The organism is Flammeovirga sp. AWQ4_249, from assembly GCF_056161045.1.
Genome location: NZ_JBSWYJ010000001.1, coordinates 1 through 23,292 on the forward strand (window position 1 = coordinate 1; position 23,292 = coordinate 23,292).

Sequence of the window (23,292 nt, forward strand, 5' to 3'; positions counted from 1 at the left end):
GGAACGAAACTACTATGTAACAACCCGTTACATAGAAGCTGAGCAATCCACTCACTATCTTTTTTATCTGTCTTCTTTCCTGGTACATTTTTAATAAACCTGGCATTGACTAAAGCAATATGAAGTTGATCTTCCAAAACATTGAAAACAGGTTTCCAATAAACGCCAGTACTTTCCATGGCTACATGGGAAACATGATTTTCAAGAAGCCATTGTAGTAGATGTTCTAAGTCTTCGGTATAAGCATTAAAGCTTTTAGTAATTGATTCTTGACTATCTTGATAATAGATAGAAGCAACAATTACAGACCGATGAACATCTAATCCACAGCCAACTTGAATTTGTCTATTAAATTTTGCATTTTCACTCATGATACTACGTGGTTTTAATGTGGTTATATTATTATTTACGTAGTAAAAAAGGGGATGATTATTTTTTTCATCCCCTTTTGTGAAATATCTTATTTCATGATAGTTTTTATTATACAAAGTTCAATATTAAGCTCCTTTCTTATTTGGATTAGGAACATAAAGATGATCGGAAAGAATATAATTGATTTCCATACTTTGCAACTTATTTGTAATGTCGAAATAAGTCTTGTTGAAATCCTGATAGCTTTTCGCGAAAAATTCAATCTCATAATGAGGTCTGTAATCTATTACTCTGAAATTGTATTTTTCGATGATGTGATAGACTTGTTTTCTATTCTCTATAAGCAGCTTAAAGGTCAACATAAATTAATGGGTTAGTGATATATGGGTTAATATGATTTTGCATTCATAAGAATAATAAACTAATCGCATATATTGTTCATTTATCTAAGAAATATAAAATAGATTAATAGATTTGTACAGTAACTGTTAGTGAACATCTAGTTCATTAGTGAACATTAAACAATCAGTGAAAAAATAGTTAACTGATTGATTATGAAAAAAACTACGAAAAGTGAATGGTTGTTGCACTATCATGATTCGTTATACTTTTTTAACTATGGAGCCAGTAATACAATTACAAGAGATCATAAAGTCATATGCCAACGAAGATAATGAAACACAGGTATTGAATCATGTAACATTAAACATACATGAGGGTGAATTTGTGTGTATTATGGGACCTTCTGGATGTGGTAAAACAACACTACTCAATATTGCAGGATTATTAGATGTTCCCTCTAGTGGTAAAGTCCTTTTTCAAGGAGAAGATATTACTAAAGTATCCTCAAAGAGACGAGCAGAGTTGCGAAGAACAAATATTGGTTTTGTCTTTCAAAGCTTTAACCTGATTGATGATCTTACTGTCTATGAAAATATTGAGTTACCTCTTGTGTATCAACATATTGCTCCTAATGAAAGAAAGCATAGAGTCGATAAAATTATGGATCAACTTCAGCTTTCACATAAAAAGAATTCATTTCCAACACAGATTTCTGGTGGACTACAACAAAGGGTAGCAGTTGCTCGTGCTGTTGTTTCTTCTCCAAAATTAATATTAGCGGACGAGCCAACAGGAAATTTAGATTCTGAAAGAGGAAGGGAAGTTATGGAGATGTTGACAGCTCTGAATGAATTAGGAACAACAATTCTTATGGTGACTCACTCTACAGCAGCATCTGATTATGCATCTAGAGTTATCCATCTTTTTGATGGTCAAATTGTAACTGAAAATCTAAATAAAGGAAAGTAGGTGTTAAGGAATTATATCATAATAGGCATTAGAAACTTAGCAAAACATGGCTTGTATTCTATGGTAAACATCATCGGTATGTCCATGGGTATCGCCTTTTTTGCTTTACTTTTTTTAATTGTAAATTATGAATTATCCTTTGATAAAAAACATGTTGATCCTGATAGAACGTATAGAATTGTAGAAGTGATCGACTCCCAAGATATTGGAGAACGATCGGCTAGTGTTCCAATACCTTTAGGTCCTGTCGTAAAAGATCTTTATCCAGAATATATTGAGGCATCTGTACGCTTTTTTAATCATCAAGTGTACTCCCATATGATTTTTGCAAATGGTAAGCAGTATAATGAACCAAATCTTTACTTTACGGATAAGGATTTTTTCAAAATTTTTGATTTTCCATTAGTAAGAGGTAAAAAATCAAATGCCCTCTCTGATCCTCAAAGTGTTGTAATCACTACAGAAATTGCAGAAAAATATTTTGGAGAGGAAGACCCTTTAGGTAAAAAAATATTATACGATAACCAATACTACCTCACTGTCACAGGGGTTGTAGATAAATCTGATACACCTACTCACTTAAATTTTGAGATCTTAGTTTCTTTCTCTACACTTTCTATTACAAGTAAAGACATTTTGTCTGGAGAAATGTGGCAATGGAATCCATGTTGGACCTATGTTTTACTCAATGAGGGAGTTGGACCAGAAGAATTAGAAGCAGATTTTGATTTATTATATCAAGATGTCAATAAATTTCCAGATAGCTTAAGAGATTATGTTCAATTATACCTTCAACCCATCAAGGAAATCCATCTTTATTCAAATTTAGATTATGAAATGTCTCCAAATGGAGATTTCATGTATATCTATATTTTTTCTGCTATTGCACTTCTCGTATTGATAATTGCGTCAATAAATTTTATGAATTTATCAGCTGTCCGATATTCTACAAGAGTAAGAGAAGTTGGAATTCGTAAAGCAATAGGGGCTGATCAGTCAGAAATAGTGATTCAATTTCTAGTAGAAGCCTCAATTTTGAGTGTACTTTCTATGTTTGGAGCATTGGTATTTATGGAACTTTTATTCCCATTTATATATCAGATAATAGGAGAATCAACAATTGAGTTCCACAAAATTGATACAAGAACGCTTAGTTTATTAGTAGGAGGAAGTGGTTTGTTTGTTGGATCATTGTCATGCTTTTACCCTATGTATTATTTAGTGGGTTTTAATCCTACAGATGGACTTCAGGTAACAAGAACTTTAGGCGTAAAGCAAAAGAAATTTAGAACTTGGAGTGTTATTATACAGTTTGTAATTGCTATTTTTCTTTTATTCAGTACATATGTAGCAAGAGATCAGTTGAATTTATTAAAAGATGCTGATTTAGGATTTAATACTAAAGATATAGTTGTTATTCCACTTGGTGAGGTTCGTTATTCAAGTTCGCAATTCAGCCAAATAAAAGAAGAGTTTTTGAAGGTTAAAGGAGTAGAAGCGATTACTGGAGTTGATGAAGTTTTAGGAGTTTGGCTTCAAACTTATCCATATAAATTTATTCATAATGGTAAAAATAGACCCTCTGCCTTTTATGCTGGATTAAGTATTAGTGACGACTTTTTTGATGTTTTTAAATTCAATGTTGTTGAAGGAGAAGCCTTAAGTGATTTAGAAGAAAGACGAGGAGAAATTCTAGTCAATGAAACAATGGCTAAATATCTTGAGTTTGAAAATAATAAAGATATTCTAGGAGAGAAATTCCTGGATAACGCAGGAGAACATAAGGTTGTAGGCGTACTGAAAGATTTTCACTTCACATCTTTCCATAAGGAGATTACCCCACTAATCATTGTCAATAATTATAGAAAAGATAAATGGAGAAGTTATTTTAATATCAAATACATGGTATTAAGAGTGAAAGATATTAATGATTGGCCACAAATGGAGTCTCAATTATCATTAAAATGGTCGCAGCTGATTCCTTATACAATCATGGATTCATTTATTTTAAAAGATAAGGTGGAAGCGTCTTACCAAAAGGAAGAAAAATTAGCAAAAGTATCACTAATTTTCTCTATCATTGGTGTCATCATCGCTAACTTAGGCCTTTTTGGGTTAGCCTCTTTTATTACTGTTCAAAAAAATAAAGAGATAGCGATTAGAAAAGCTTTAGGAATGGAAAATATGGAAGCAATGTTTTTCATCTCAAAAGAATTCTTTTTACTAGTTGGCAGTGCTTGTTTGATCGCTTGGCCTTTGTCTTACATAGCAATGAAACTATGGCTAGAAAACTTCCCTCAACAAATTGATATCAATATTTCAGCTTATCTTTTCTCTGGAGGGATAACCGTGGTGTTGACCTTATTTACTGTGAGTTACCATGTAATTAAAGCAGGAGTGAAAAACCCTGTTCAAGATCTAAAATCAAGTAATTAGGTAGAGTGATTCTTGTGTAATTATGTAAACAAACTTTTGTACTTGTCTTAGATTGAACAGTTCTTTGTATTGGAAAAGGGTATTTAAATATAATTTTTTTAACTTTGTTAAAAATGAATTCTATTCCCTTCAATCTTCAAACGGTGATTCAGAAAAAATATACACGAGATACTATACTTCATTTTACTGCAGAAGAGTATCATTCAAATTTTGATGAAATATTTCAGTTTGCATTGTCTTTAGAAAACAAATATGATCAGACAGAATTATTGACCAATTTAATGGCTGTGGCAACACAGTATATTTCTTTTACAGAATGGTATAGTTTACTAAATGAAGTTCTAGAATTTTATCACACTTCACTTCCAAAACACATAAATAATCTACACAGAGAACTTTCTTTACAACATTTACGACTTCTCGAAAATGTAGGAGAACAATCTGTTTTAAATGCTTTTAATGCACAACCTTTTCGTCAATTAGAGGAAGACGAATTAGGTCTGAAAATCATGGCACAAGCAGCTTTGTTTGTTAGAGTGGAAAAATGGGAAGAGTTTAAATGGATTGCACTTGAAGTTATTAATCATGCTTTAGAAAATGGTAGATCTGAAGCTACAGCATTTGGATGTTTAGCATTAGCAAAACATATGATTGCGAGATATGAAAATGTTCCAATAGCTGTAGATTATGCAAAAGTAGCCTTAAATGAGGTGAATGAAACAAATGATAAATGGCTAATTTCTAGATTCAAAACAGATTATGCAATGTCCGTCTTACCCTGGGCAGAAAGTTCTGAAAGATCTCTATTGATTTTAGAAGATGCTTTTAAGTATGTAAAAGGAACAAAAGATGTATTCCAAACTAAAATGATCAAACTACGCTACCTTCAATTTCTAGTGTTTTGTGGTTATAGTTTAGAAAAATCAAATGATCTTGTAGTAGAAAAGTTTGGAGATAATGATATAAAAGCAATGCCTGAAATCGTTAAAAATTTACTTCAACTTCTACAACTAAGTAGTATAACTAAAGAGGATAGTAAGGAAAAAGTGATCATGATCTTAGATAATGAACCATCACTATATGAAGGAACATTATTACATCCTATGTTATTACTACTAAAAGCTGTTCATTTAACATCAGTTAGAGATGAAGAAAGAGATAATAAGCTTCAAGCTCTAAGAAGAATTTTAGATCGTTTTAAATATTGGGCAGGGTATTCCCACGAAGTGTTTCAATGTTGGGTTCATTTTATAGAAGCAGAATGGAGATGGGAAAGTGAGGAATTTGATAAAGCTGATGAACTCTATAAAAAAGCACAAGAAACCATATCTTCTCAACAGAATGATATGAAGTGTTTGATTTGTTTGAGACAACTATCTCAATGGTTTAAAAAAGAAGGAAAAACAGAGAAGACAATTAAACTTTTTCAAAATACACTAAAACAGTATGAGCAATTTGGGGATCTAAAAGCGATAGATTCTCTGAAAGAGAGGTTTGAAAAGTTATTATAAACAGAAAGGTCTTCCACAAATTTTAATGTGGAAGACCTTTTTTTATTTCTTAACTAAAGCTTCTTTTTCTTTTGCACTTATAATTTTCAATTGCTCCTTTGCGGCTACATTAAATTCAGCAGGATAAGGTTGTGAGAAAATAACTTTTGCTTCTTTATAATTCTTCTGGTCAATATAAATAAGTCCGAGTAAAAAAGAACTTTTGTACTTTACTTTCGGTCCATTATAATCAATCAATTCTTTTAAGATGGCTACTGAAGCATCATGTTCATTAATGAAATAATGAGCTCTTGCTTCCATAAACTTTACATCAGGTAATGGAATACCTGCTTGTTCAAATTCTTGTAAGTGTTTGAAAGCATTGTCATAGTCACCAAACTTCAACTCAAAGTCAATTAAATCAGCTAGGATTTTAACTTTTTCCGTATTGTCTTTTTGGATAGTTACTTTATGCTCTAAAAGTTTAATTACTTCTGATCTATTTAATTTATTTTCTTCAAGTTCAATTAATAGATCATATGCAGGCTCGAATGAATTATCCATTTTTATGATGGAATGTAATGTATTACTTGCATCCGCTAAATTATAAATTTGGTAATGAGCGGAGGCAACTTGATACAAATACTCAGGAGTCATTTCAGATACCTTACTTCTAAGTTTATCGTCTCTGATTTCTTTAAATGCTATATTTGCATTCTGATAATCTTCTAAAGAATGATGTGCGACACCTAATTCATAGTAATAATGCTCATGAGCTTTTCCTTTTTCTTCCTCCATTTGAGCAATCGCTAACTGCATACTGCTTTTTGCTAGCTCATAGTTTTTAGTGATATAATTATTGTATTTAGCATCCATATACAATATATAGTTATTGTTTGGTGCAATTTTTTTTGCATCAGCTATATGTGGTCCAGCCTCATCAAAACGATTCTTTTTTTCTAAAATATTAATAATTCTAGTTTTATAAGCCAATTGCTTATCTGCATTGGTCGACACTTTATATGCTTCATCTAAATGTACGATGCATTTATCAAAGTCTTTCTTCTCTTTGTATATTAATGCTAGTTTTAAGTGTCCATCAATATAGGTGTTATCTACTTCTACAGTTTTTAGAAAAGTTTGTTCAGCTTCACTTTTCTTATTTGTCTTGAGGTACACTAATCCTAATTTGTAGAGGTATTTAGGATTTTGAGGGTCTTTAGCAATAGCGACTTCATAGGACATGATCGCTTCATTAAACTTTCCAGTTTCTGCATATACTTCTCCCTTCACATAGTAGTCTTCAGCATCATTTTTTTGAGCAAAGGATACTGTAGCAGTTCCAATAAAGATTAAAATTGAAAACAGTGTTGAGTAATAGTGTTTCATTAGGGTCTATATTTAAGCAATTAATTGGGTATCATTTGAATGCCCTTATAACTATTTAACGCTTTTTAGGGTTTATCTTCTCAAAATTTAATGATAATTTTTGAGTGAAGTATGTTTTTAATGAAATACTTACTTTTTTAAATTTGTATTTTGTACTTAAATTAGAAATTGTATAATTTAAAGAATAGTGGATAAAGAAAATTTAAATAATTGGACAGAACATTTCAATGTTTTGGAACTAAAAACGAGTGGTAATAAAACACTAGAAAAAGTATTAGATCAAATAATTTCTATTCTAATTCAAAGAAATATTGCATTTGATGATGTTAAAGCAGCAATGTGGTCTTCTATTGCTGAAGGTGAAAATAGGTCGTTTGGTGTGATGCTTTTATTCAGAAATAAATTGGAATTTATTGGGGCACAACAAGGTTTAGGTAAACTTCTTCAAAGAGAATGGAACTTTAATGCAATACAAATTGAAAAAGTTGAAGATCCTAAACTTGGAATCACACGTGAGATGCATTTAATTTACAATAACAATAAAATAATTTGGAATGGAATGAAGGGATTTGTTCCATCTCTGTTTATCTTGACTTTAGAAAAGTATTGGTTTGAAAACTAATTCTCTTTTTACTTGAGGTGACTATTTTATTTTACACCTCCTAACAACACCGAAACAATAAACAATTACTACCATTCAATAATGAAAAAAATCTCTAGACTATTAATTGCGAATAGAGGCGAAATTGCCGTAAGAATTATTCGCTCTGCTAAGGAATTAGGCATTTTTACTTTAGCAATATATAGTGAAGCAGATGCAGATGCTCCTCATGTATTTTTAGCAGATAAAGCAGTTTGTGTTGGAGAACCAACTGCTGCTAAGTCGTATTTGAATATTGATCTAATCCTACAAATCTGTCATGATAACCAAATAGATGCAGTACATCCAGGTTATGGATTTCTGTCAGAAAATGCAACTTTTGCTCAAAGAGTGACTGATGAAGGAATTACGTTCATTGGTCCATCAGCAAAAGCAATTGAAATCATGGGTAGTAAGCTAGAAGCAAAAACTACAGTTGCTAAATATGATGTGCCTTTAGTTCCAGGTGGAGATGAAGCAATTTCAGATATTCAAGCGGCTAAAGAAATGGCTGAAGAAGTTGGTTACCCTATATTAATTAAAGCAAGTGCCGGAGGAGGAGGAAAAGGTATGCGTATCGTTGAAGATCCTACTGATTTTGAATCCCAAATGCATCGTGCAGTTAGTGAAGCTACTTCGTCATTTGGTGATGGTTCTGTTTTTATTGAGAAATATATCCAAAGACCAAGACATATAGAAATTCAAATTTTAGCAGATCAACATGGAAATGTAGTTCATTTGTTTGAGCGCGAATGTTCAATTCAAAGAAGGCATCAAAAAGTTATAGAGGAAGCACCTTCATCAGTCTTAACTCCTGAACTAAGGGAACAGATGGGGAATAGTGCAGTTAATGTAGCAAAAGCATGTGATTATGTAGGGGCAGGAACTGTTGAATTTATTTTAGATGTTGATAATTCATTTTATTTCTTAGAAATGAATACACGTCTTCAAGTGGAACATTGTGTGACAGAAGAAATTACGCAGATAGATCTTGTTAAAGAACAAATTAGAGTAGCAGAAGGAGAGGAGTTAGGTTATACTCAAGAGGATTTGTCTATCAAAGGACATGCAATAGAAGTGAGAGTGTATGCTGAAGATCCATTCCAAAACTTTTTACCTGATACAGGCGTTTTGAAACGTTACATTGAGCCTGCAGGAAGAGGAGTCAGAGTGGATAGCGGATATAGAGAAGGGATGGAAGTTAGTATGCATTACGATCCAATGATGAGTAAACTAATCGTTTGGGGTAAGGACAGAGAGGAAGCAATTCAAAAAATGTTGAGAGCGATTGATGATTATAAAATCACAGGACTTGAAACTACACTTCCATTTTGTACATTTGTGCTCAAACATGAAGCGTTTACTTCTGGTAATTTTAGTACCAATTTTGTTGGTGAATATTTTAAGCCAGAATATTTAATTACACCGCTAACTAAAGATGAAGAAGAGGTAGGAATAGCATTAGTTGCAGAACTTGTTTTTGAAGAAAAGAAAGCGGAAGAAACTTCTGAACTAAGAAACTTACTAACTCCTTGGAAACTTAGAAGGCTTACTTAGTCAATTATGATTAATCGTTTAGTAGTATTACTTGGTATTGTTATTATATCTTTTTCATGTGCTAAATCACATGATATTTCTGAAGATGAACTAGACCTAAAAGTTTGGAAAAATGATCCAAACGGTTGTAAAGGAGATCGAGAAAAATTAGAAGATGATTTTATCGCAGTAAAAGATAGACTAATAGGGACAAGTATTACAGATATACGTAGAACATTAGGAAAACCAGATCACGTAGACTTGGATAAACGAAGTACAAAACAATATGTGTACTATGTTACACCAGGAAGTCAATGTGAAGGTAAAGCTGGAGATGATGGAAAATCTTACAAAGTATTTTTTGATGCTTTAGAATTGGTCAAAGAAATTACTCCTGTTTTATAATTTAGGGTGTCAGCTACAAAGTTGACACTCTTTTTTTATTTAAAATCTAATGTAAATAAAGTTTTAAGTATTAAATTCAATATCACGAGTTGATCCTATATATTTTTGAAAAGGTAAAATGATCTAATTCAATAAAATACATTCAAGTTTAAGAAATATAACTTCAAAAACTTAATCACACAGGATAACTGGTATGGGGTATTTAGCTAATTAAAGATCGAAATCATTGGACTATAAATTTTTAAAACAGCTAGTAAAGCAAGGAGAAGGACATAATATTGAGTTTAAGAAAAAAGCAGCAGACCCAATCAAAATAATGAAAGAGGTTGTTGCTTTTGCAAATAGAGATGGAGGATATTTAATCATTGGCGTTACTGATGACGGTAGAATTGATGGTTTTGTAGATATTGAAGGGGAACGATTTGTATTAGAAAAGGCGATTAAAGAACATCTATCAAAAGATGTAGACTATGCTATACATCGTGTTAGTATCTCTAGTACACATCAAGTTTTGGTATTTGAAATTTTTCCACATGATGATAAACCTGTTTTTTTATGGTATAACCTCAAAAAAAAGACAGGAAGAGCTTATATTCGTGTCGCTGATAAGAGTATTCAGATGAGTAGACTAATTCGTCGTTTATTAAAAGAAAAGTCAAAAAATAGTGTACATACTCTCTCATATGGAGAACATGAAAGGTTAGTGCTACAGATGCTTGATCAACGAAAATTTATTACACTAAATGATCTTATGAAAGTATCTCAACTTGATGAAAATGAAGCTATGGATGTTTTAATTAAAATGTCATTGACTAACGTAATAATTCCAATGCCTAATGATCCTGAAGATAAGTTTGTCATGAATCTAACATCATAAAAAAGTCCCTCTAGAAATGAATAACTAGAGGGACTTTTTTTATTTTTTTGACAATTCAATAAATGGAATAATCATTTCATCTATGGAAATCCCACCATGCTGGAAAGTATCTTTATAATAACTGACGTAATAATTGTAATTATTTGGATAAGCAAAGAAATAATCTTCTGTTGCAAATACATAAGAAGTGGAAACCTCAGTTTTTGGAAGACCAAAATCTTCTGGATGACGAGCTACTAAAACATTTTTCTTATTGTAAGAAAGGTTTTTACCTTGTTTATATCTTAGATTTGTATTTGTTTCTCTATCCCCAATGATTTTGTAAGGTTTCTTTGTTCTTACTGTACCATGGTCAGTAGTGATATACACTTTACAATCTTTTTCTGCTAGAATTTTAAGCATTTCAAAAAGCGTTGAGTGTTCAAACCATGATTTTGTAATAGAACGGTAAGCAGCTTCATCGGGAGCAAGCTCTCTTACCATGTTTGTATCCGTTCTAGCATGTGACAACATATCTACAAAGTTGTAGACTACTGCATTGAACTTTTTATGTAAAAGACTATTGATTTGGTCATTGACTTGTTTACCTTGAGAGGCTCTAATGACTTTATGGTAACTGTATTTATCTTGAATCCCTTGACGTAAAAGCTGTTCTCCTAGAAGTTCTTCTTCATAGTTGTTTTTACTGTCTTCATCATTGTCATTGACCCACCATTCAGGATAAGTAGCTTCAATTTCTGAAGGCATTAAACCCGAAAAAATAGCATTTCTAGCATAGGCAGTTGTCGTAGGAAGAATCGGACAATATACTTCTTCTTTAACGTTATATAATTCAGAAATGAGAGGCTCAATAACCTTCCACTGATCATATCTGAGATTATCGATTAAGATAAAGAAGGTACTTTCTTCAGTTTCACGAACATGAGGAAATACTTTCTCGGATAATAATTCATGAGATAAAATTGGACGATTATCTGGATCTTCCATCCAATCAATATAATTATCTTTTATAAAACGGCAGAAGTTATGATTCGCCTCATTTTTCTGCATCTCAAAAACTTCACTCATACTTCGATTTTCAGTCTGAGTGATTTCAATATCCCAATAGACTAATTTTTTGTACGTTTCAACCCAATCTTCCCATGATAAGTCATTCATAAACGACATCATGATACTTTGGAAATCTTGTTGATATGCAGAGTTCGTCTTTTCAGTAACTAACTTCTTAGTATCTAATATTTTCTTAATTGAGAGTAATATTTGTTTTGGGTTGATAGGCTTAATCAAGTAATCGGCTATTTTGGCACCTATAGCATCTTCCATGATATATTCCTCTTCACTCTTTGTAATCATTACCACAGGGATATTTGGCTTGATGCGCTTAATTTGCTCTAAAGCTTCAAGACCCGTCATCCCAGGCATATTCTCATCTAAAAATATAATATCAAACTCTTCTTCCTCACATTTTTCAATGGCATCTAATCCACTTAAAACAGGAGTAACTTCATAACCTTTTTTAGTTAAAAATAATATATGTGGCTTGAGTAAATCAATCTCGTCGTCAGCCCATAAGATTCGTTGTTGGCTCATAAAATTTTCTTTTGTTTCTAAATAACAATTTAGGAAATTGTTGCTCAATTCACATCACGATTTAAGCTGCAATGAATTTTTTAATGAAATTTAAAATTTACATTCAATTTATTCGTTATTTAAATAAATGGAGAAGTATCTGAATTACAGCTCTAATTCATGATTAAAAATGAGAAAATAAATATTTATTCATTATTTTAATGAAGAGAAGTGAGCTAAAACTCTCTTTTACCAAAAGTGAAAAAACTCTTATACCAAATATTAAATAAACTTTAGTTTATGGAAGAAGAAAACACTAACGCCCCCTCATCAAAATTATTAATTATCATAGGATCTGTATTCGGAGGTGTCTTAATCCTAACAGCAATATTCTTTTTTATTTTTACAGGAGGAGATGAAATAGATCCTCAATTAGTTTCGATTGACGATTATATAAAAGAAAATTCTGTTTGGGAACTGAATGGAGATGCCGTTGAAGGTAGTGCAGTAGCAATAACTTTACGTTTGCCTAATATGAATTTAAAGCAAGTTGGAGATGCTGTTGAAAGAGCAGACCAAAGTGTGAGACAAGTGGATGCAGATATTAAAAATGTATGGTCTTCACTAGGTGATGATACAAGTGATCTTGAAAATAGCTTAAGAGATTTGCAATCAGAATTGTCAAATATGTCTGATATTTATGAACATACTGAAGTTATTGCAGGACAAATTGATGTGGATGATGCTTCCGGAAAAGGTAGTGCTGTTCAAACTGCAGTTGTCAATATGTTATCTACAAGAGATGGATATATTAGAGACATTAACTTAATGCAAGAAAATATTGATAAGGTTTTGACTGTCTTAGAAGATGCTAAAAATCAAAATGCTTCTATTGGAGGGGTGAAAGCAGCTATAGAAGAACTAGAAGTAGCGAATACCAGACTTTTTGAAGAAGGAAGAACATTGTTACGTACTTTGTTTGCCTTTGAATATATCTATAATCAGCATAGAAAATCAGGGTACGATGGAGAAAGAATTGATGTTTTCTACATTTCACTTCAAGATTATCTTTATGACAAAATTATAGTAAAGCACTCGCAAGATCATTTTTACCGTAAAAAAGGAAAGTTTGATGATGTTGTAGCAGAAACTAAAATGCGCTTAGGTTCTCTTGATGAAGTTGTTTCTTTACAACAAAAAAGAGAAATCAAATTAAATGAATACAATAAGCTATCAGAGCATTTAGGAACACTAAGTGAGTTATATTCTACAGCAGGTTTAACGATTACCTCTGATAACTATGAAGGTGTGGAATTTGTAACGGATGAAGAATGGGAATATTCAATTTCTGAAGAAAATTCACATACACCACTCGTAGTTGTATATAGAGTAGAAGGAACCCCATTGTCTTCAGGTTTAGTAATGGCAAAAGCCTCTTATCATCTAAGTTTTGAAAATGAAGAAGCTGATATTTTAGAATTACCAGGAAGATTGGATCATGAAATTAGCGCTCAATAATAAAATGTGAAAGAAGTCTCTTTTAATTAGTGGAAAGGTTTTTATTTTTGTGTGAAACAAAATCAAAATTCCAATGATTAATCATACAGTACTTTTCAAATTAAAAGCTGAAACTCCAGCAAGTGAAAAAGAAGCTTTAATTGAAGCATTAGCTAATTTAAAATCTGAAATTGAAGTTCTTAAAGAAATTCATGTAAAAGAAAACTTTTCAGATAGATCACAAGGATACGATGTGATTTTATATTCAATCTTTGATAATAAAGAAGATTTAGGTACCTATCAAGTACATCCTGCACATGTAAAAGTGGTCACAGAAAATGTGAAACCAAACTTAGATGAGCTTATCGTTGCTGATATTGAATATTAATAAAAAAGCCATTACAATTTGATTGTAATGGCTTTTTATTTAAGGTATGAATTCACGGATTATTCTTTATCTAGATCATGATTTCCTTTATGATGTCCACCTCTTTGGCCTCTGAATTCTTTTCTTTCATTTTGTCTTTTTTCCATATCAGCTGCTAGCTCATCTACTGATTTTGATGGGTCCATTAATACGAACATCACAGGCTTATGCATTTGCATCATTTTCATTCCATGACGTCCTTTACCCATTTTTCTACCTTTTTTACCTTTTGAGAATTCACCACCTTCTTTCCCCTCAGGTTTGTATTTTTCAAGGATAGCTTTGATATCGTTATGCCATTTTTCTTTGTTCACTTTATTTTCCGTTTGGATAGCTTCTAATTCACTTTCATGATTATCAACAATTTCCCAAGCTGCAGTCATGATATGACGTTTCTCTTTTTGCATATCTTGAAATGCCTTCTTTTGTGCTTCTGTTGGTTCACCTTCAGGACGCTCCATAGATTTTCTCTTTTTATCAAGAGCGACAAGTCTTTCTCTAAGAGAACTTAAGGTAGATTTTTCATTATTAGAAAGTTTACTTTCAAATTCTTTTCTGTCTTTTAAAATAACAGGAAGTACATTTTCTTTCATATATGCTTGTACTTCTTTTCGAGCTTCTTCTCTTTTTTTACTTTTTCCTTTTTGAGTGATTTTGGTAAAAGAAAAAGTAAGTGTAGCAATAGCGAAGATCGATAGAATAAAAATTTTAGATTTTTTCATGACACTAAATGTTTTGTTGTTTTACTTGATTTTGTATACTTCAAAAGTGCATATTAAGATTCAAGACAGAAAAGGATTTCAACGAACGATACTGATTTTTCAACGAACGAAAAAAAGCTCCAAGACGTTCATCTTGAAGCTTTATATTGTTCCTTTGTATTACCTGTTAGTTTTTTATAAACTAGTATGTAGGCCACACTCTGTTTTTTCTTTACCTACCCATCTGCCTGATCTATCATCAGACCACAATGGTTTAGTAGGGTCCGCTTTAGCTGTGCATGGAAGACATCCAACACTAAAATACCCTTTTGCAATTAAAGAGTGTAAAGGAAGCTTTCTTTCATTGATGTATTGGAATATCATTTTTGAGTCCCAATCTAAAATTGGATGATATTTGATTACACCATGCTTTCCTTTTTCCTCTGTTTGCATTTTTGCTCTTACCGCAGACTGTCCTTTTCTAACACCATTAATCCAAACGTCATTTTCTTTTAAAATGCTTTCCAAAGGTTCAACTTTGTTGATATGACAGCATTTATCTGGAAAATTAACATGTAATGGTTTTCCCTCTTCATCAACTTGCTTATCTACTGGAATTTCAGATTTAATATCGATGATATTTAACTCTAATTTTTGAGCTAATTGATCTCTGAATGCAATAGTTTCAGGAAAATGGTAATTAGTGTCTAAGAAATAGACAGGTATGTTTTTATCAACTCTGCTTATGATATCTAGTAAAACCACACTTTGTGGTTGAAAAGAAGAGCTTGCAAATATTTTCTTTCCTTCAGCGTGATACTGAGCCACCTGCTTCGCGATTTCATCAACTCGCTGATCAAATGTTATTGCTGAAGCTTGTGGAATGATGCTCTGCGATGACATATTATATTAAGATTTGTTTTAATCTACTAATTATATAGGATAAATGCGAATTAATAAAAGAATCTACTTTTTTCAAAATTTTATTACAAAAAAAAAGGTTCGTTTACAGTTAAACGAACCTTTTTATAATATTTTGAAATTTAGGATTTTATCTAGAAGCCTCTTTTCAGTTCTATACTAGCTCTGATTGGTCTTGAAATATTGCCGGCTTCATCCTTAAATTTAATATATACATGTTTCACTCCATCAGTTTCACCACTTAATTTCCAATCAATAATGGATGGTTTTAATTGTTGCCAATGAGCTCCTTGAAAAGAAGAACTATTACTGATCATCATCATTTTTGCATCTCCACCATCTATTTCTAATAAAACAAGTTTATTGATATTATTGGTTGATTTAGCCCCTTGATCAATTGTTAAAGAAATATTTTGAGGAGCTTGCGTGTCAATTTTAATACTAGAAGAGTAAGATTGAGTTTCGTTGCCTGCTACATCTTTATATTTTACGAAAACTTGTTTAGTTCCGTCATTTTCTGAAAGCATCACTTCTTTTTTTGTTGTATAAGCCTCCCATTTGGCATCTGAAAAAGTTACATTTTGAGCAACAAGCATAGAATCAGCTTGTCTACAGAATAACTCAAGTTCTACTTTATGATCTTGTCTGTTTGTGATTTTCTCCCCTTGATTAATAGAAACTTTTCCTGCAAATGGAGCCGTTCTATCAATAATAATTTCATCCGTAACTACTTTAGAAAGGTTACCTGCTTGGTCTCTGTATCTAACATAAACCTTTCTTGATCCGTCATCACCAGCAGCTAATTCCCATTCTATGTATTCATCTTGAATCAACCTCCATTTATTTCCATGGAATGCAGATGTGTTACTAATTTGAAAATACTTTGCACCTTTATGTCCGAGTATGATACCAACTTTTAAACTTTTAGTATCAGTAAAATATTTAGATGGCACATCAATTTTAACAGATATATCTTCAGGAGGTGTAGTGTCAAGAATAATTTTTTTCATTAACACTTTAGATTCATTTCCTTCAGCATCTTTAAATTTAAAATAAACATCTTTTACCCCGTCACCATCAGATAATTTGTAGGAAAATAATTTAGAGAATTTAATCCATCTTGCACCATCAAAACTCTTAGATCCACTAGCCATCATTTGTGTGATACCAACACCATGAATTTCAATTTTTATAGAAGTTGAATTAGTATATTTTCCTGATTTAAAGATAATTCTCGTACGATCTAAAGCATTTTGTGCAAATACTGTAGAAAATGATAAAAGAATAGATATTATGGAGATAGTAATAACTCTCATTACGTATATTTTTTCTTATAAATAAAGTTCGATTTTAACCTCTTTAAGAGTACAACGAACTAATAAGCAAAAATAGTACACAACTATAATGCATTAACGGAACAAGATTTGTTAGTATAGAATTATTGTAGTTATTTTCATAAAATAATAACCTTTAAACTGATTTAAAATTAGCACAATAGGAGGTGTTTTATGGAAAAACTTGTAATATTTTACTTTTTCTTACTATTAAGGAGAAAAATTACAGATTACAGTTGTTAATTTATCGTAATTACTATCAATTAGAATATTGTTAAGGAAGTTGTATATGTTTTTTAGCACCAAAAAGATAGATTCATTTTTTTTCAGTTTGCTCTTAATAATCTCGGTTACTTTCTTACTGGATATTAATCATGCAAATGCACAAGAAGTTGTAGAAGGTCACTCGTATTCTCCTGGTGGGCTTTCTCAGGAACCTGTTAAAGTTTTAAGTGAACTTTTTCCTACCTCTTCTTCTGAAGTTGGGGATACCACTTTTACAAATTATGGTGATGCTTCTATTCCATTCAAAATTTATTTTGTCAATGGTCCTCAGTATGATAATATTTTTAACCCCAACCCAACAGGTATTATCTTAGGGAATAGAGAATTTAATTTCTTCTGTTCTATGGAGAAATCTATTCGTCAAAACTATTCAAACGTATTAGAAGCAAAGGAATTTGATTATCTTGGTAAACAATATTTGATGTTAATCTCATTCCGTGAGGATTGTTTAGGAGATAACTGTAGATACCGTTGTTATAATGTTTTCGACATCACAGATAAATCATCAATTCGTCAAACCTCTTTTTCTAGTTTGTATCAAGGAACTGATAGTTTTGGTGACTTTAACAACGATGGTAAATTAGATTTTCTTCGTGTAGCACCAAAACCTCCTAAGGATCAACAACCTGGAGAATTTGTGAGTAACTATTTAGTGACGGCTTACACAATGAGAAGAGGTTTACCAAAACAATTAACTGATCAAGGAAATTCATATTATTTATATGTTGAAGGTGATGAGGAAGCGACAAACTTCAATGTGCTTCAAGCTTATTGGTTCTTTAACATCAAAGATAAAGATGGTGCAGATGCAGAGCCTACAACTTACTTTGCAGAGTATATTTCATTTGACCCCATGTATAGATATTTATACAACCCCAATGGTGTTAGAATTGAAAAAAATAGATGGTCTGTATTAATTACGGATGTAGGTGATTTAGAATCTGCTCAAGAGCATTGCCATATTGTTCAAGAATATGATATTGAAGATGTCTTCATTATGATTGATCAATATAGTGGTGATATTACTTATCAAGTTTTTGCAGGGAATTTTGTCAGCAAAGAAAGTGCAGAAACTTATTTGAGAATATTAAATGCTCATGGAGTAGATGGTACCTTAACAGATTTTTTAAAGTCATATTAAGATTAATATCACTAAAATTTTATTGCTTATAATAAAATGGCACGATATTGAGTTTTATTTATGAAAACTTTTATTTTTACAATAACACAAGATAAATTAATTTTTATAGCATCTATATGAGACTATCACATTTAAATATCATTCTGTCATTATTCTGCTTTATATTTATTAGTTCAGAATTAAAAGCTCAGGAGGATGCTGCAAAAGCACATCTTGAAACAGCAGACTTCTTATTAGCAAATAATCGTTTTACTGAAGCTTTAGAAGAATTAGATAAAGCGATTCAAGCAAACCCTTCTGATGGTAATGTATATTTCAAAAAAGCAAATACATTATTAGCAATTACGAAATTTAATGATGCAATTAAAACTTTAGAAGCGTGTGTCAAAGCAGACCCTGACTATTTTAGAGCTTATGAAATGTTGGGTGATTTGTATTCACAAAAGAAAAACCCTTCTAAAGCTGTATATTATTATGATTTAGCCTTCCAAAATGATAATTCAATTGAGCAAAAATATCTTTATAAATTAAAAATATTAGATATTCTTGATCAAGCAAATAGACATCGTTTCTCTAAGCAACATATTGATGATCTTCGTAAATTAAACTTAGCGGAATCATTTGATTTGGATTATTATGAATCGATGTATTGGAATGAAATGGATCATCCTGAGAAAGCAGAGGAATTAATGTCTAAAATCATCGGTGATATTGAACCTTTATCTGGTAACGAAAGATATTACTACCAATATATTTGGGCTTTATTTGGACAAGGTAAGTATAGTGAAGCAAGTCAGTGGATGGATAAAATCACGACTAGTGAAGCTGAAGCGATGTTTACAATTTTCCAAGAAGAATATTATTTCAGTTTAGCACAGACTTATTTTCAAGTAATGGATTATGCAAAATCACAAAATATGATTGACATTACTTTAGGAATTAACTCTTCATATATTGAGGCATTTGACTTGCAAAAGCAATTAGCTGCTATTCATACGAATAAAACGAAAGTGATTGCTGCTCAAGATAGAGCTTTAATGGCTGAAAAAGATCCTAAGAAAAGATCTTCAAAGTTATTAGAATTAGCAACATTGAATTATCAAGCAGAAGATTTTGCTACAGCTTATATTCACCTAGAAGAGTTTCAAGACGCATTACCGCAGAATGAAAGAAACATCAATGTTATTTTCATTAAAACAATGTGTGAAAAGAGCTTAGGTGAAGTAGGTGGATCTACAGAAAAATTGAAAAAAGTAATTCATAACCCAAGCATTGCTCCACCGACAAAAGCAAAGTACAACTTCGCAATTGCGTTAGTATATAAAGAGGTAGGAGATTATAAAAATGCTGAGAATTATTTAAAAGCGGCATATGGAGGTTCATTTAAGAATGCTGTAAGATATGAGTTTTCAGAAATTCAAAAGTTGAAAGATATCAAGGAAATTGAATCGATGAATTAAGAAATTTCATCAGTATGAAATGTAAGGCTGATTTAACTTTTAAGTTATTTCAGCCTTTTTTATAAAAAAAACTGTCATGATACACATTCGTATTATGACAGTTTTTGTTTTTAAATTCTTTATTAAGAATTACATATTTCTTCTATATTGACCTCCAACGTCAAACAATGCATGAGTGATTTGTCCGAGTGAGCAGTATTTAGCCGCTTCCATTAAAGCATCAAATGTATTCTTTTGTTCCAGTGCCACATTCTGAAGAGCCGCTAATTTTTCTTTTGCCACTGTTTCTGAATGTTGATGTAAATCCTCTAAAGAAGTAATCTGACTATCTTTTTCCTCTTTAGACGAACGAATTACTTCTTCAGGGATAATAGTAGGAGACCCTTCTTTAGATAAGAATGTATTTACACCTACAATTGGATATTCTCCATTGTGTTTCAATGTTTCGTAGTGTAATGATTCTTCTTGAATTTTAGAACGTTGGTACATTGTTTCCATTGCACCTAAAACACCTCCACGTTCTGTAATTCTATCAAATTCCATCATTACAGCTTCTTCCACAAGATCAGTCAATTCATCAATAATAAATGAACCTTGTAATGGATTCTCGTTTTTCGCTAATCCTAATTCTTTATTGATGATCAATTGAATCGCCACAGCTCTTCTTACAGATTCTTCAGTAGGCGTAGTGATTGCCTCATCATAAGCATTGGTGTGTAATGAATTACAGTTGTCATAAATGGCATACAATGCTTGAAGCGTTGTTCTGATATCATTAAAAGCAATTTCTTGTGCATGTAGCGAACGTCCAGAAGTTTGAATATGGTATTTTAATTTCTGAGAACGGTTACTCGCTTTATATTTTAATTTTAATGCTTTCGCCCAAATTCTTCTCGCTACTCTACCAATTACTGCATATTCAGGGTCAACACCATTAGAGAAGAAGAAAGAGAAGTTTGGTGCAAAATCATCAATCTTCATTCCTCTGTTTAAGTAGTACTCTATAAACGTAAATCCATTAGCTAGCGTGAAGGCCAATTGTGAAATAGGGTTTGCGCCAGCTTCTGCAATATGGTACCCTGAAATAGAAACAGAGTAAAAGTTTCTAATTGCATTATCAGTGAAATACTGTTGCATATCACCCATTAAGCGTAAAGAAAATTCAGTAGAGAAGATACATGTATTTTGTGCTTGATCTTCCTTCAAAATATCTGCTTGTACGGTACCTCTTACTTTAGAAATAGTCGCTTTTTTGATTTCAGCATATACTTCTGTGTCCAATACTTGATCTCCATTTACACCCAGAAGCATTAAACCTAAACCATTATGATTTGGAGGTAAATCACCTCTATATTTTGGTTGTTCTTTGCCATTATAAATTGAAGCAATCTTCGCTTCAACCTCTTTGGTCATTCCTTTTTCTTTGATATAAATTTCACATTGCTGATCAATAGCCGCATTCATAAAGAAAGCAGTCATTGCCGCAGCAGGTCCATTTATGGTCATAGAAACAGAAGTACTAGGAGCACATAAATCGAAACCAGAATATAACCTTTTAGCATCGTCTAATGAACTTACATTTACGCCTGAATTACCGATCTTACCATAGATATCTGGTCTGAAATCAGGATCTTCACCATATAGGGTTACAGAGTCAAATGCCGTAGAAAGACGAGCAGCAGGTTGTCCTTGTGAAAGATAATGGAATCTTCTATTTGTTCTTTCAGGGTTTCCTTCACCGGCAAACATTCTTGTTGGGTCTTCACCTTGTCTTTTGAAAGGGAAAACACCTGCAGTATAAGGGAATTCACCAGGTACATTTTCTTGCATTACCCATTTTGTGATATCACCCCAACCCGTATATTTTGGAAGGCAAACCTTAGAAATTTTGTTACCTGAAAGTGTTTCTGTTTTTGCTTCTACTTTGATGTCTTTTTCTCTTACTTGGTAGGTGAAAGTATCTTGACCATAGGCCTCAACTTTCTCTTTCCAACCTTGAAGGACATCAAAGATGTCGTGATCTAAATCCTTTTTTACTTTTTCAAAAGCAGTTTCCAATACGGCTTTTGTCACTTCATCTGCTTTTAATACTTCTATCGATTTCTGAAGTCCGAAAAGTTGATCAGCTACTTCACTTTGTTCTTGAACATGCTTATTATAATTACGGACTACTTCAGAGATTTCAGATAAATAACGAACTCTTGAAGGTGGAATTAAATTAAAGCGATTCTCACTTTTAGAAACAGGGATTGTAGGGAAACTCACTTTGCCTTTTTCTCCTAAAAGACCAATGATTTTGTTGTACAAATCATTTACACCTTCATCATTGAATTGTGAAGCCATTGTTCCATAAACAGGAGTCTCTTCATCGTGCATTTCCCAAAGATTATGATTGCGTCTGTATTGCTTCGCTACATCTTTTAAGGCATCCAAAGCCCCTTTTTTATCAAATTTGTTTAAAGCAATTACGTCTGCATAATCCAGCATATCAATTTTCTCTAATTGCGTCGCCGCACCGTATTCAGGTGTCATTACATAAAGAGAAACGTCGCTGTAATCTACAATCTCAGTTCCTGATTGACCAATACCTGATGTTTCCAAAAGGATTAAATCAAAGTTGGCTGCCTTCATGACTTCCAACACATCTTCAATATGTTCAGAAATAGCTTGGTGAGCTTTTCTAGTCGCCAATGAGCGCATATAAATACGATTGTCAGCAATAGCATTCATACGAATACGATCACCGAGCAATGCACCGCCTGTCTTTCTTTTGGAAGGATCAATAGAAATGATTGCAATTGTTTTGTCTTCAGAATGAGAAAGAAATCTTCTGATCAACTCATCCACAAGACTTGATTTTCCTGCTCCACCAGTACCTGTGATACCTAAAACAGGAATATTTTTATCTTTATTACCTTCTTTTAAGGTCGTAATAAACTCTTTCTGATCCTCTTTGAAATTCTCAATAGCAGAGATAATTCGACCTAGGTTTCTATGATTTTTTTGCTCAATCTGAAGCTTTTCTTTTCCTAGGTTTTCCCCTGTAGGGTGGTCACAATGAATCAAGATATCATTAATCATTCCCTGTAAGCCCATTGTACGCCCATCATCAGGAGAGTAGATTTTTTTGATACCATATTCATGCAATTCATCTATTTCTGAAGGAAGGATTGTTCCGCCTCCACCGCCATAAAGGCCGATATAGCCAGCGCCTCTTTCTTTCAGTAAATCATAAATATATTTGAAATACTCAAGGTGTCCACCTTGGTATGAAGTAATCGCAATACCTTGAACATCTTCTTGAATAGCACAATCTACAATCTCTTGTGCCGTTCTATTATGTCCTAAGTGAATAATTTCAGCACCCGAGGATTGCATAATCCTACGCATAATGTTGATGGATGCATCATGACCATCAAATAAAGAACCGGAAGTTACAATCCTTACTTTATTTTTAGGTTTATACGGAATTGAGTTGTTCATCTGAGAGGTCATTTTTGT

General features: G+C 32.3%; 19 protein-coding genes. 11 read left to right on the forward strand and 8 right to left on the reverse strand.

Going from position 1 to position 23,292, the window contains the following annotated elements; genetic code table 11:
- On the reverse strand, positions 1–371 hold a 371-nt coding region (locus ACXAHM_RS00005), incomplete at its 3' end, for an IS110 family transposase (protein WP_474958328.1).
- Positions 372–497: 126 nt separating this feature from the next.
- Positions 498–734 carry a hypothetical protein gene (locus ACXAHM_RS00010; protein ID WP_474958329.1) on the reverse strand — a complete coding sequence of 79 codons (237 nt, stop codon included), beginning with the start codon at positions 732–734 and terminating at the stop codon, positions 498–500.
- A 256-nt stretch (positions 735–990) separates the two neighbouring features.
- Here ACXAHM_RS00010 and ACXAHM_RS00015 point away from each other — a divergent pair, with 256 nt between their 5' ends.
- From ACXAHM_RS00015 to ACXAHM_RS00025, 3 genes are all read left to right on the forward strand, one after another.
- A complete protein-coding gene (locus tag ACXAHM_RS00015; protein WP_474958330.1) occupies positions 991–1,683 on the forward strand; it encodes an ABC transporter ATP-binding protein in 693 nt (230 codons plus the stop codon).
- A gap of 60 nt (positions 1,684–1,743) precedes the next feature.
- Positions 1,744–4,119, forward strand: coding sequence for an ABC transporter permease (locus tag ACXAHM_RS00020; protein WP_474958331.1), 2,376 nt, complete (start codon positions 1,744–1,746; stop codon positions 4,117–4,119).
- A 113-nt stretch (positions 4,120–4,232) separates the two neighbouring features.
- Positions 4,233–5,630 carry a hypothetical protein gene (locus ACXAHM_RS00025; protein WP_474958332.1) on the forward strand — a complete coding sequence of 466 codons (1,398 nt, stop codon included), beginning with the start codon at positions 4,233–4,235 and terminating at the stop codon, positions 5,628–5,630.
- Between the two features lie 42 nt (positions 5,631–5,672).
- Here the strand turns inward: ACXAHM_RS00025 and ACXAHM_RS00030 are convergent, their stop codons facing one another.
- Positions 5,673–6,998, reverse strand: a complete 1,326-nt coding sequence (locus ACXAHM_RS00030; RefSeq protein ID WP_474958333.1) for a tetratricopeptide repeat protein — start codon at positions 6,996–6,998, stop codon at positions 5,673–5,675.
- Between the two features lie 187 nt (positions 6,999–7,185).
- On the opposite strand from ACXAHM_RS00030, the gene ACXAHM_RS00035 reads away from it, so the two are divergent.
- The 4 genes from ACXAHM_RS00035 to ACXAHM_RS00050 all read left to right on the forward strand — a co-directional run bounded on the left by ACXAHM_RS00035 (position 7,186) and on the right by ACXAHM_RS00050 (position 10,456).
- A complete protein-coding gene (locus ACXAHM_RS00035; RefSeq protein ID WP_474958334.1) occupies positions 7,186–7,620 on the forward strand; it encodes a hypothetical protein in 435 nt (144 codons plus the stop codon).
- Positions 7,621–7,701: 81 nt separating this feature from the next.
- Positions 7,702–9,195 (forward strand): acetyl-CoA carboxylase biotin carboxylase subunit, encoded by a 1,494-nt coding sequence (accC, locus tag ACXAHM_RS00040; protein ID WP_474958335.1) that lies wholly within the window; start codon positions 7,702–7,704, stop codon positions 9,193–9,195.
- A 6-nt stretch (positions 9,196–9,201) separates the two neighbouring features.
- Positions 9,202–9,579 (forward strand): hypothetical protein, encoded by a 378-nt coding sequence (locus ACXAHM_RS00045; protein WP_474958336.1) that lies wholly within the window; start codon positions 9,202–9,204, stop codon positions 9,577–9,579.
- A gap of 226 nt (positions 9,580–9,805) precedes the next feature.
- Complete coding sequence (locus tag ACXAHM_RS00050; RefSeq protein ID WP_474958337.1) at positions 9,806–10,456, forward strand: AlbA family DNA-binding domain-containing protein; 651 nt, start codon at positions 9,806–9,808, stop codon at positions 10,454–10,456.
- Positions 10,457–10,495: 39 nt separating this feature from the next.
- Here the strand turns inward: ACXAHM_RS00050 and porX are convergent, their stop codons facing one another.
- Entirely contained in the window at positions 10,496–12,046 is a 1,551-nt protein-coding gene (gene porX, locus ACXAHM_RS00055; protein WP_474958338.1) for a T9SS response regulator signal transducer PorX, read from the reverse strand.
- Between the two features lie 279 nt (positions 12,047–12,325).
- Between porX and ACXAHM_RS00060 the strand changes: the two genes are divergently transcribed.
- Both ACXAHM_RS00060 and ACXAHM_RS00065 read left to right on the forward strand, forming a co-directional pair.
- Positions 12,326–13,543, forward strand: coding sequence for a hypothetical protein (locus ACXAHM_RS00060; protein ID WP_474958339.1), 1,218 nt, complete (start codon positions 12,326–12,328; stop codon positions 13,541–13,543).
- A gap of 73 nt (positions 13,544–13,616) precedes the next feature.
- The gene (locus ACXAHM_RS00065; RefSeq protein ID WP_474958340.1) at positions 13,617–13,910 is read left to right on the forward strand and encodes a Dabb family protein; all 294 of its coding nucleotides are present in this window, start codon (positions 13,617–13,619) and stop codon (positions 13,908–13,910) included.
- Positions 13,911–13,969: 59 nt separating this feature from the next.
- Here the strand turns inward: ACXAHM_RS00065 and ACXAHM_RS00070 are convergent, their stop codons facing one another.
- The 3 genes from ACXAHM_RS00070 to ACXAHM_RS00080 form a co-directional block, all read right to left on the reverse strand.
- Positions 13,970–14,671: a hypothetical protein gene (locus ACXAHM_RS00070; RefSeq protein WP_474958341.1), complete on the reverse strand. Its 702-nt coding sequence runs from the start codon at positions 14,669–14,671 to the stop codon at positions 13,970–13,972.
- Between the two features lie 174 nt (positions 14,672–14,845).
- Positions 14,846–15,553, reverse strand: a complete 708-nt coding sequence (locus tag ACXAHM_RS00075) for a phosphoadenylyl-sulfate reductase (protein WP_474958342.1) — start codon at positions 15,551–15,553, stop codon at positions 14,846–14,848.
- A 152-nt stretch (positions 15,554–15,705) separates the two neighbouring features.
- Complete coding sequence (locus ACXAHM_RS00080) at positions 15,706–16,887, reverse strand: hypothetical protein (protein ID WP_474958343.1); 1,182 nt, start codon at positions 16,885–16,887, stop codon at positions 15,706–15,708.
- 349 nt (positions 16,888–17,236) lie between these two features.
- Between ACXAHM_RS00080 and ACXAHM_RS00085 the strand changes: the two genes are divergently transcribed.
- Together ACXAHM_RS00085 and ACXAHM_RS00090 are read left to right on the forward strand one after the other, a co-directional pair.
- Positions 17,237–18,331 carry a hypothetical protein gene (locus ACXAHM_RS00085; RefSeq protein ID WP_474958344.1) on the forward strand — a complete coding sequence of 365 codons (1,095 nt, stop codon included), beginning with the start codon at positions 17,237–17,239 and terminating at the stop codon, positions 18,329–18,331.
- A gap of 116 nt (positions 18,332–18,447) precedes the next feature.
- On the forward strand, positions 18,448–19,791 hold the full coding sequence (locus tag ACXAHM_RS00090; RefSeq protein WP_474958345.1) for a tetratricopeptide repeat protein: 1,344 nt from the start codon (positions 18,448–18,450) through the stop codon (positions 19,789–19,791).
- 129 nt (positions 19,792–19,920) lie between these two features.
- On the opposite strand, the gene ACXAHM_RS00095 is transcribed toward ACXAHM_RS00090, so the two are convergent.
- Entirely contained in the window at positions 19,921–23,274 is a 3,354-nt protein-coding gene (locus ACXAHM_RS00095) for a methylmalonyl-CoA mutase family protein (RefSeq protein WP_474958346.1), read from the reverse strand.
- Positions 23,275–23,292 lie beyond the last annotated feature (18 nt).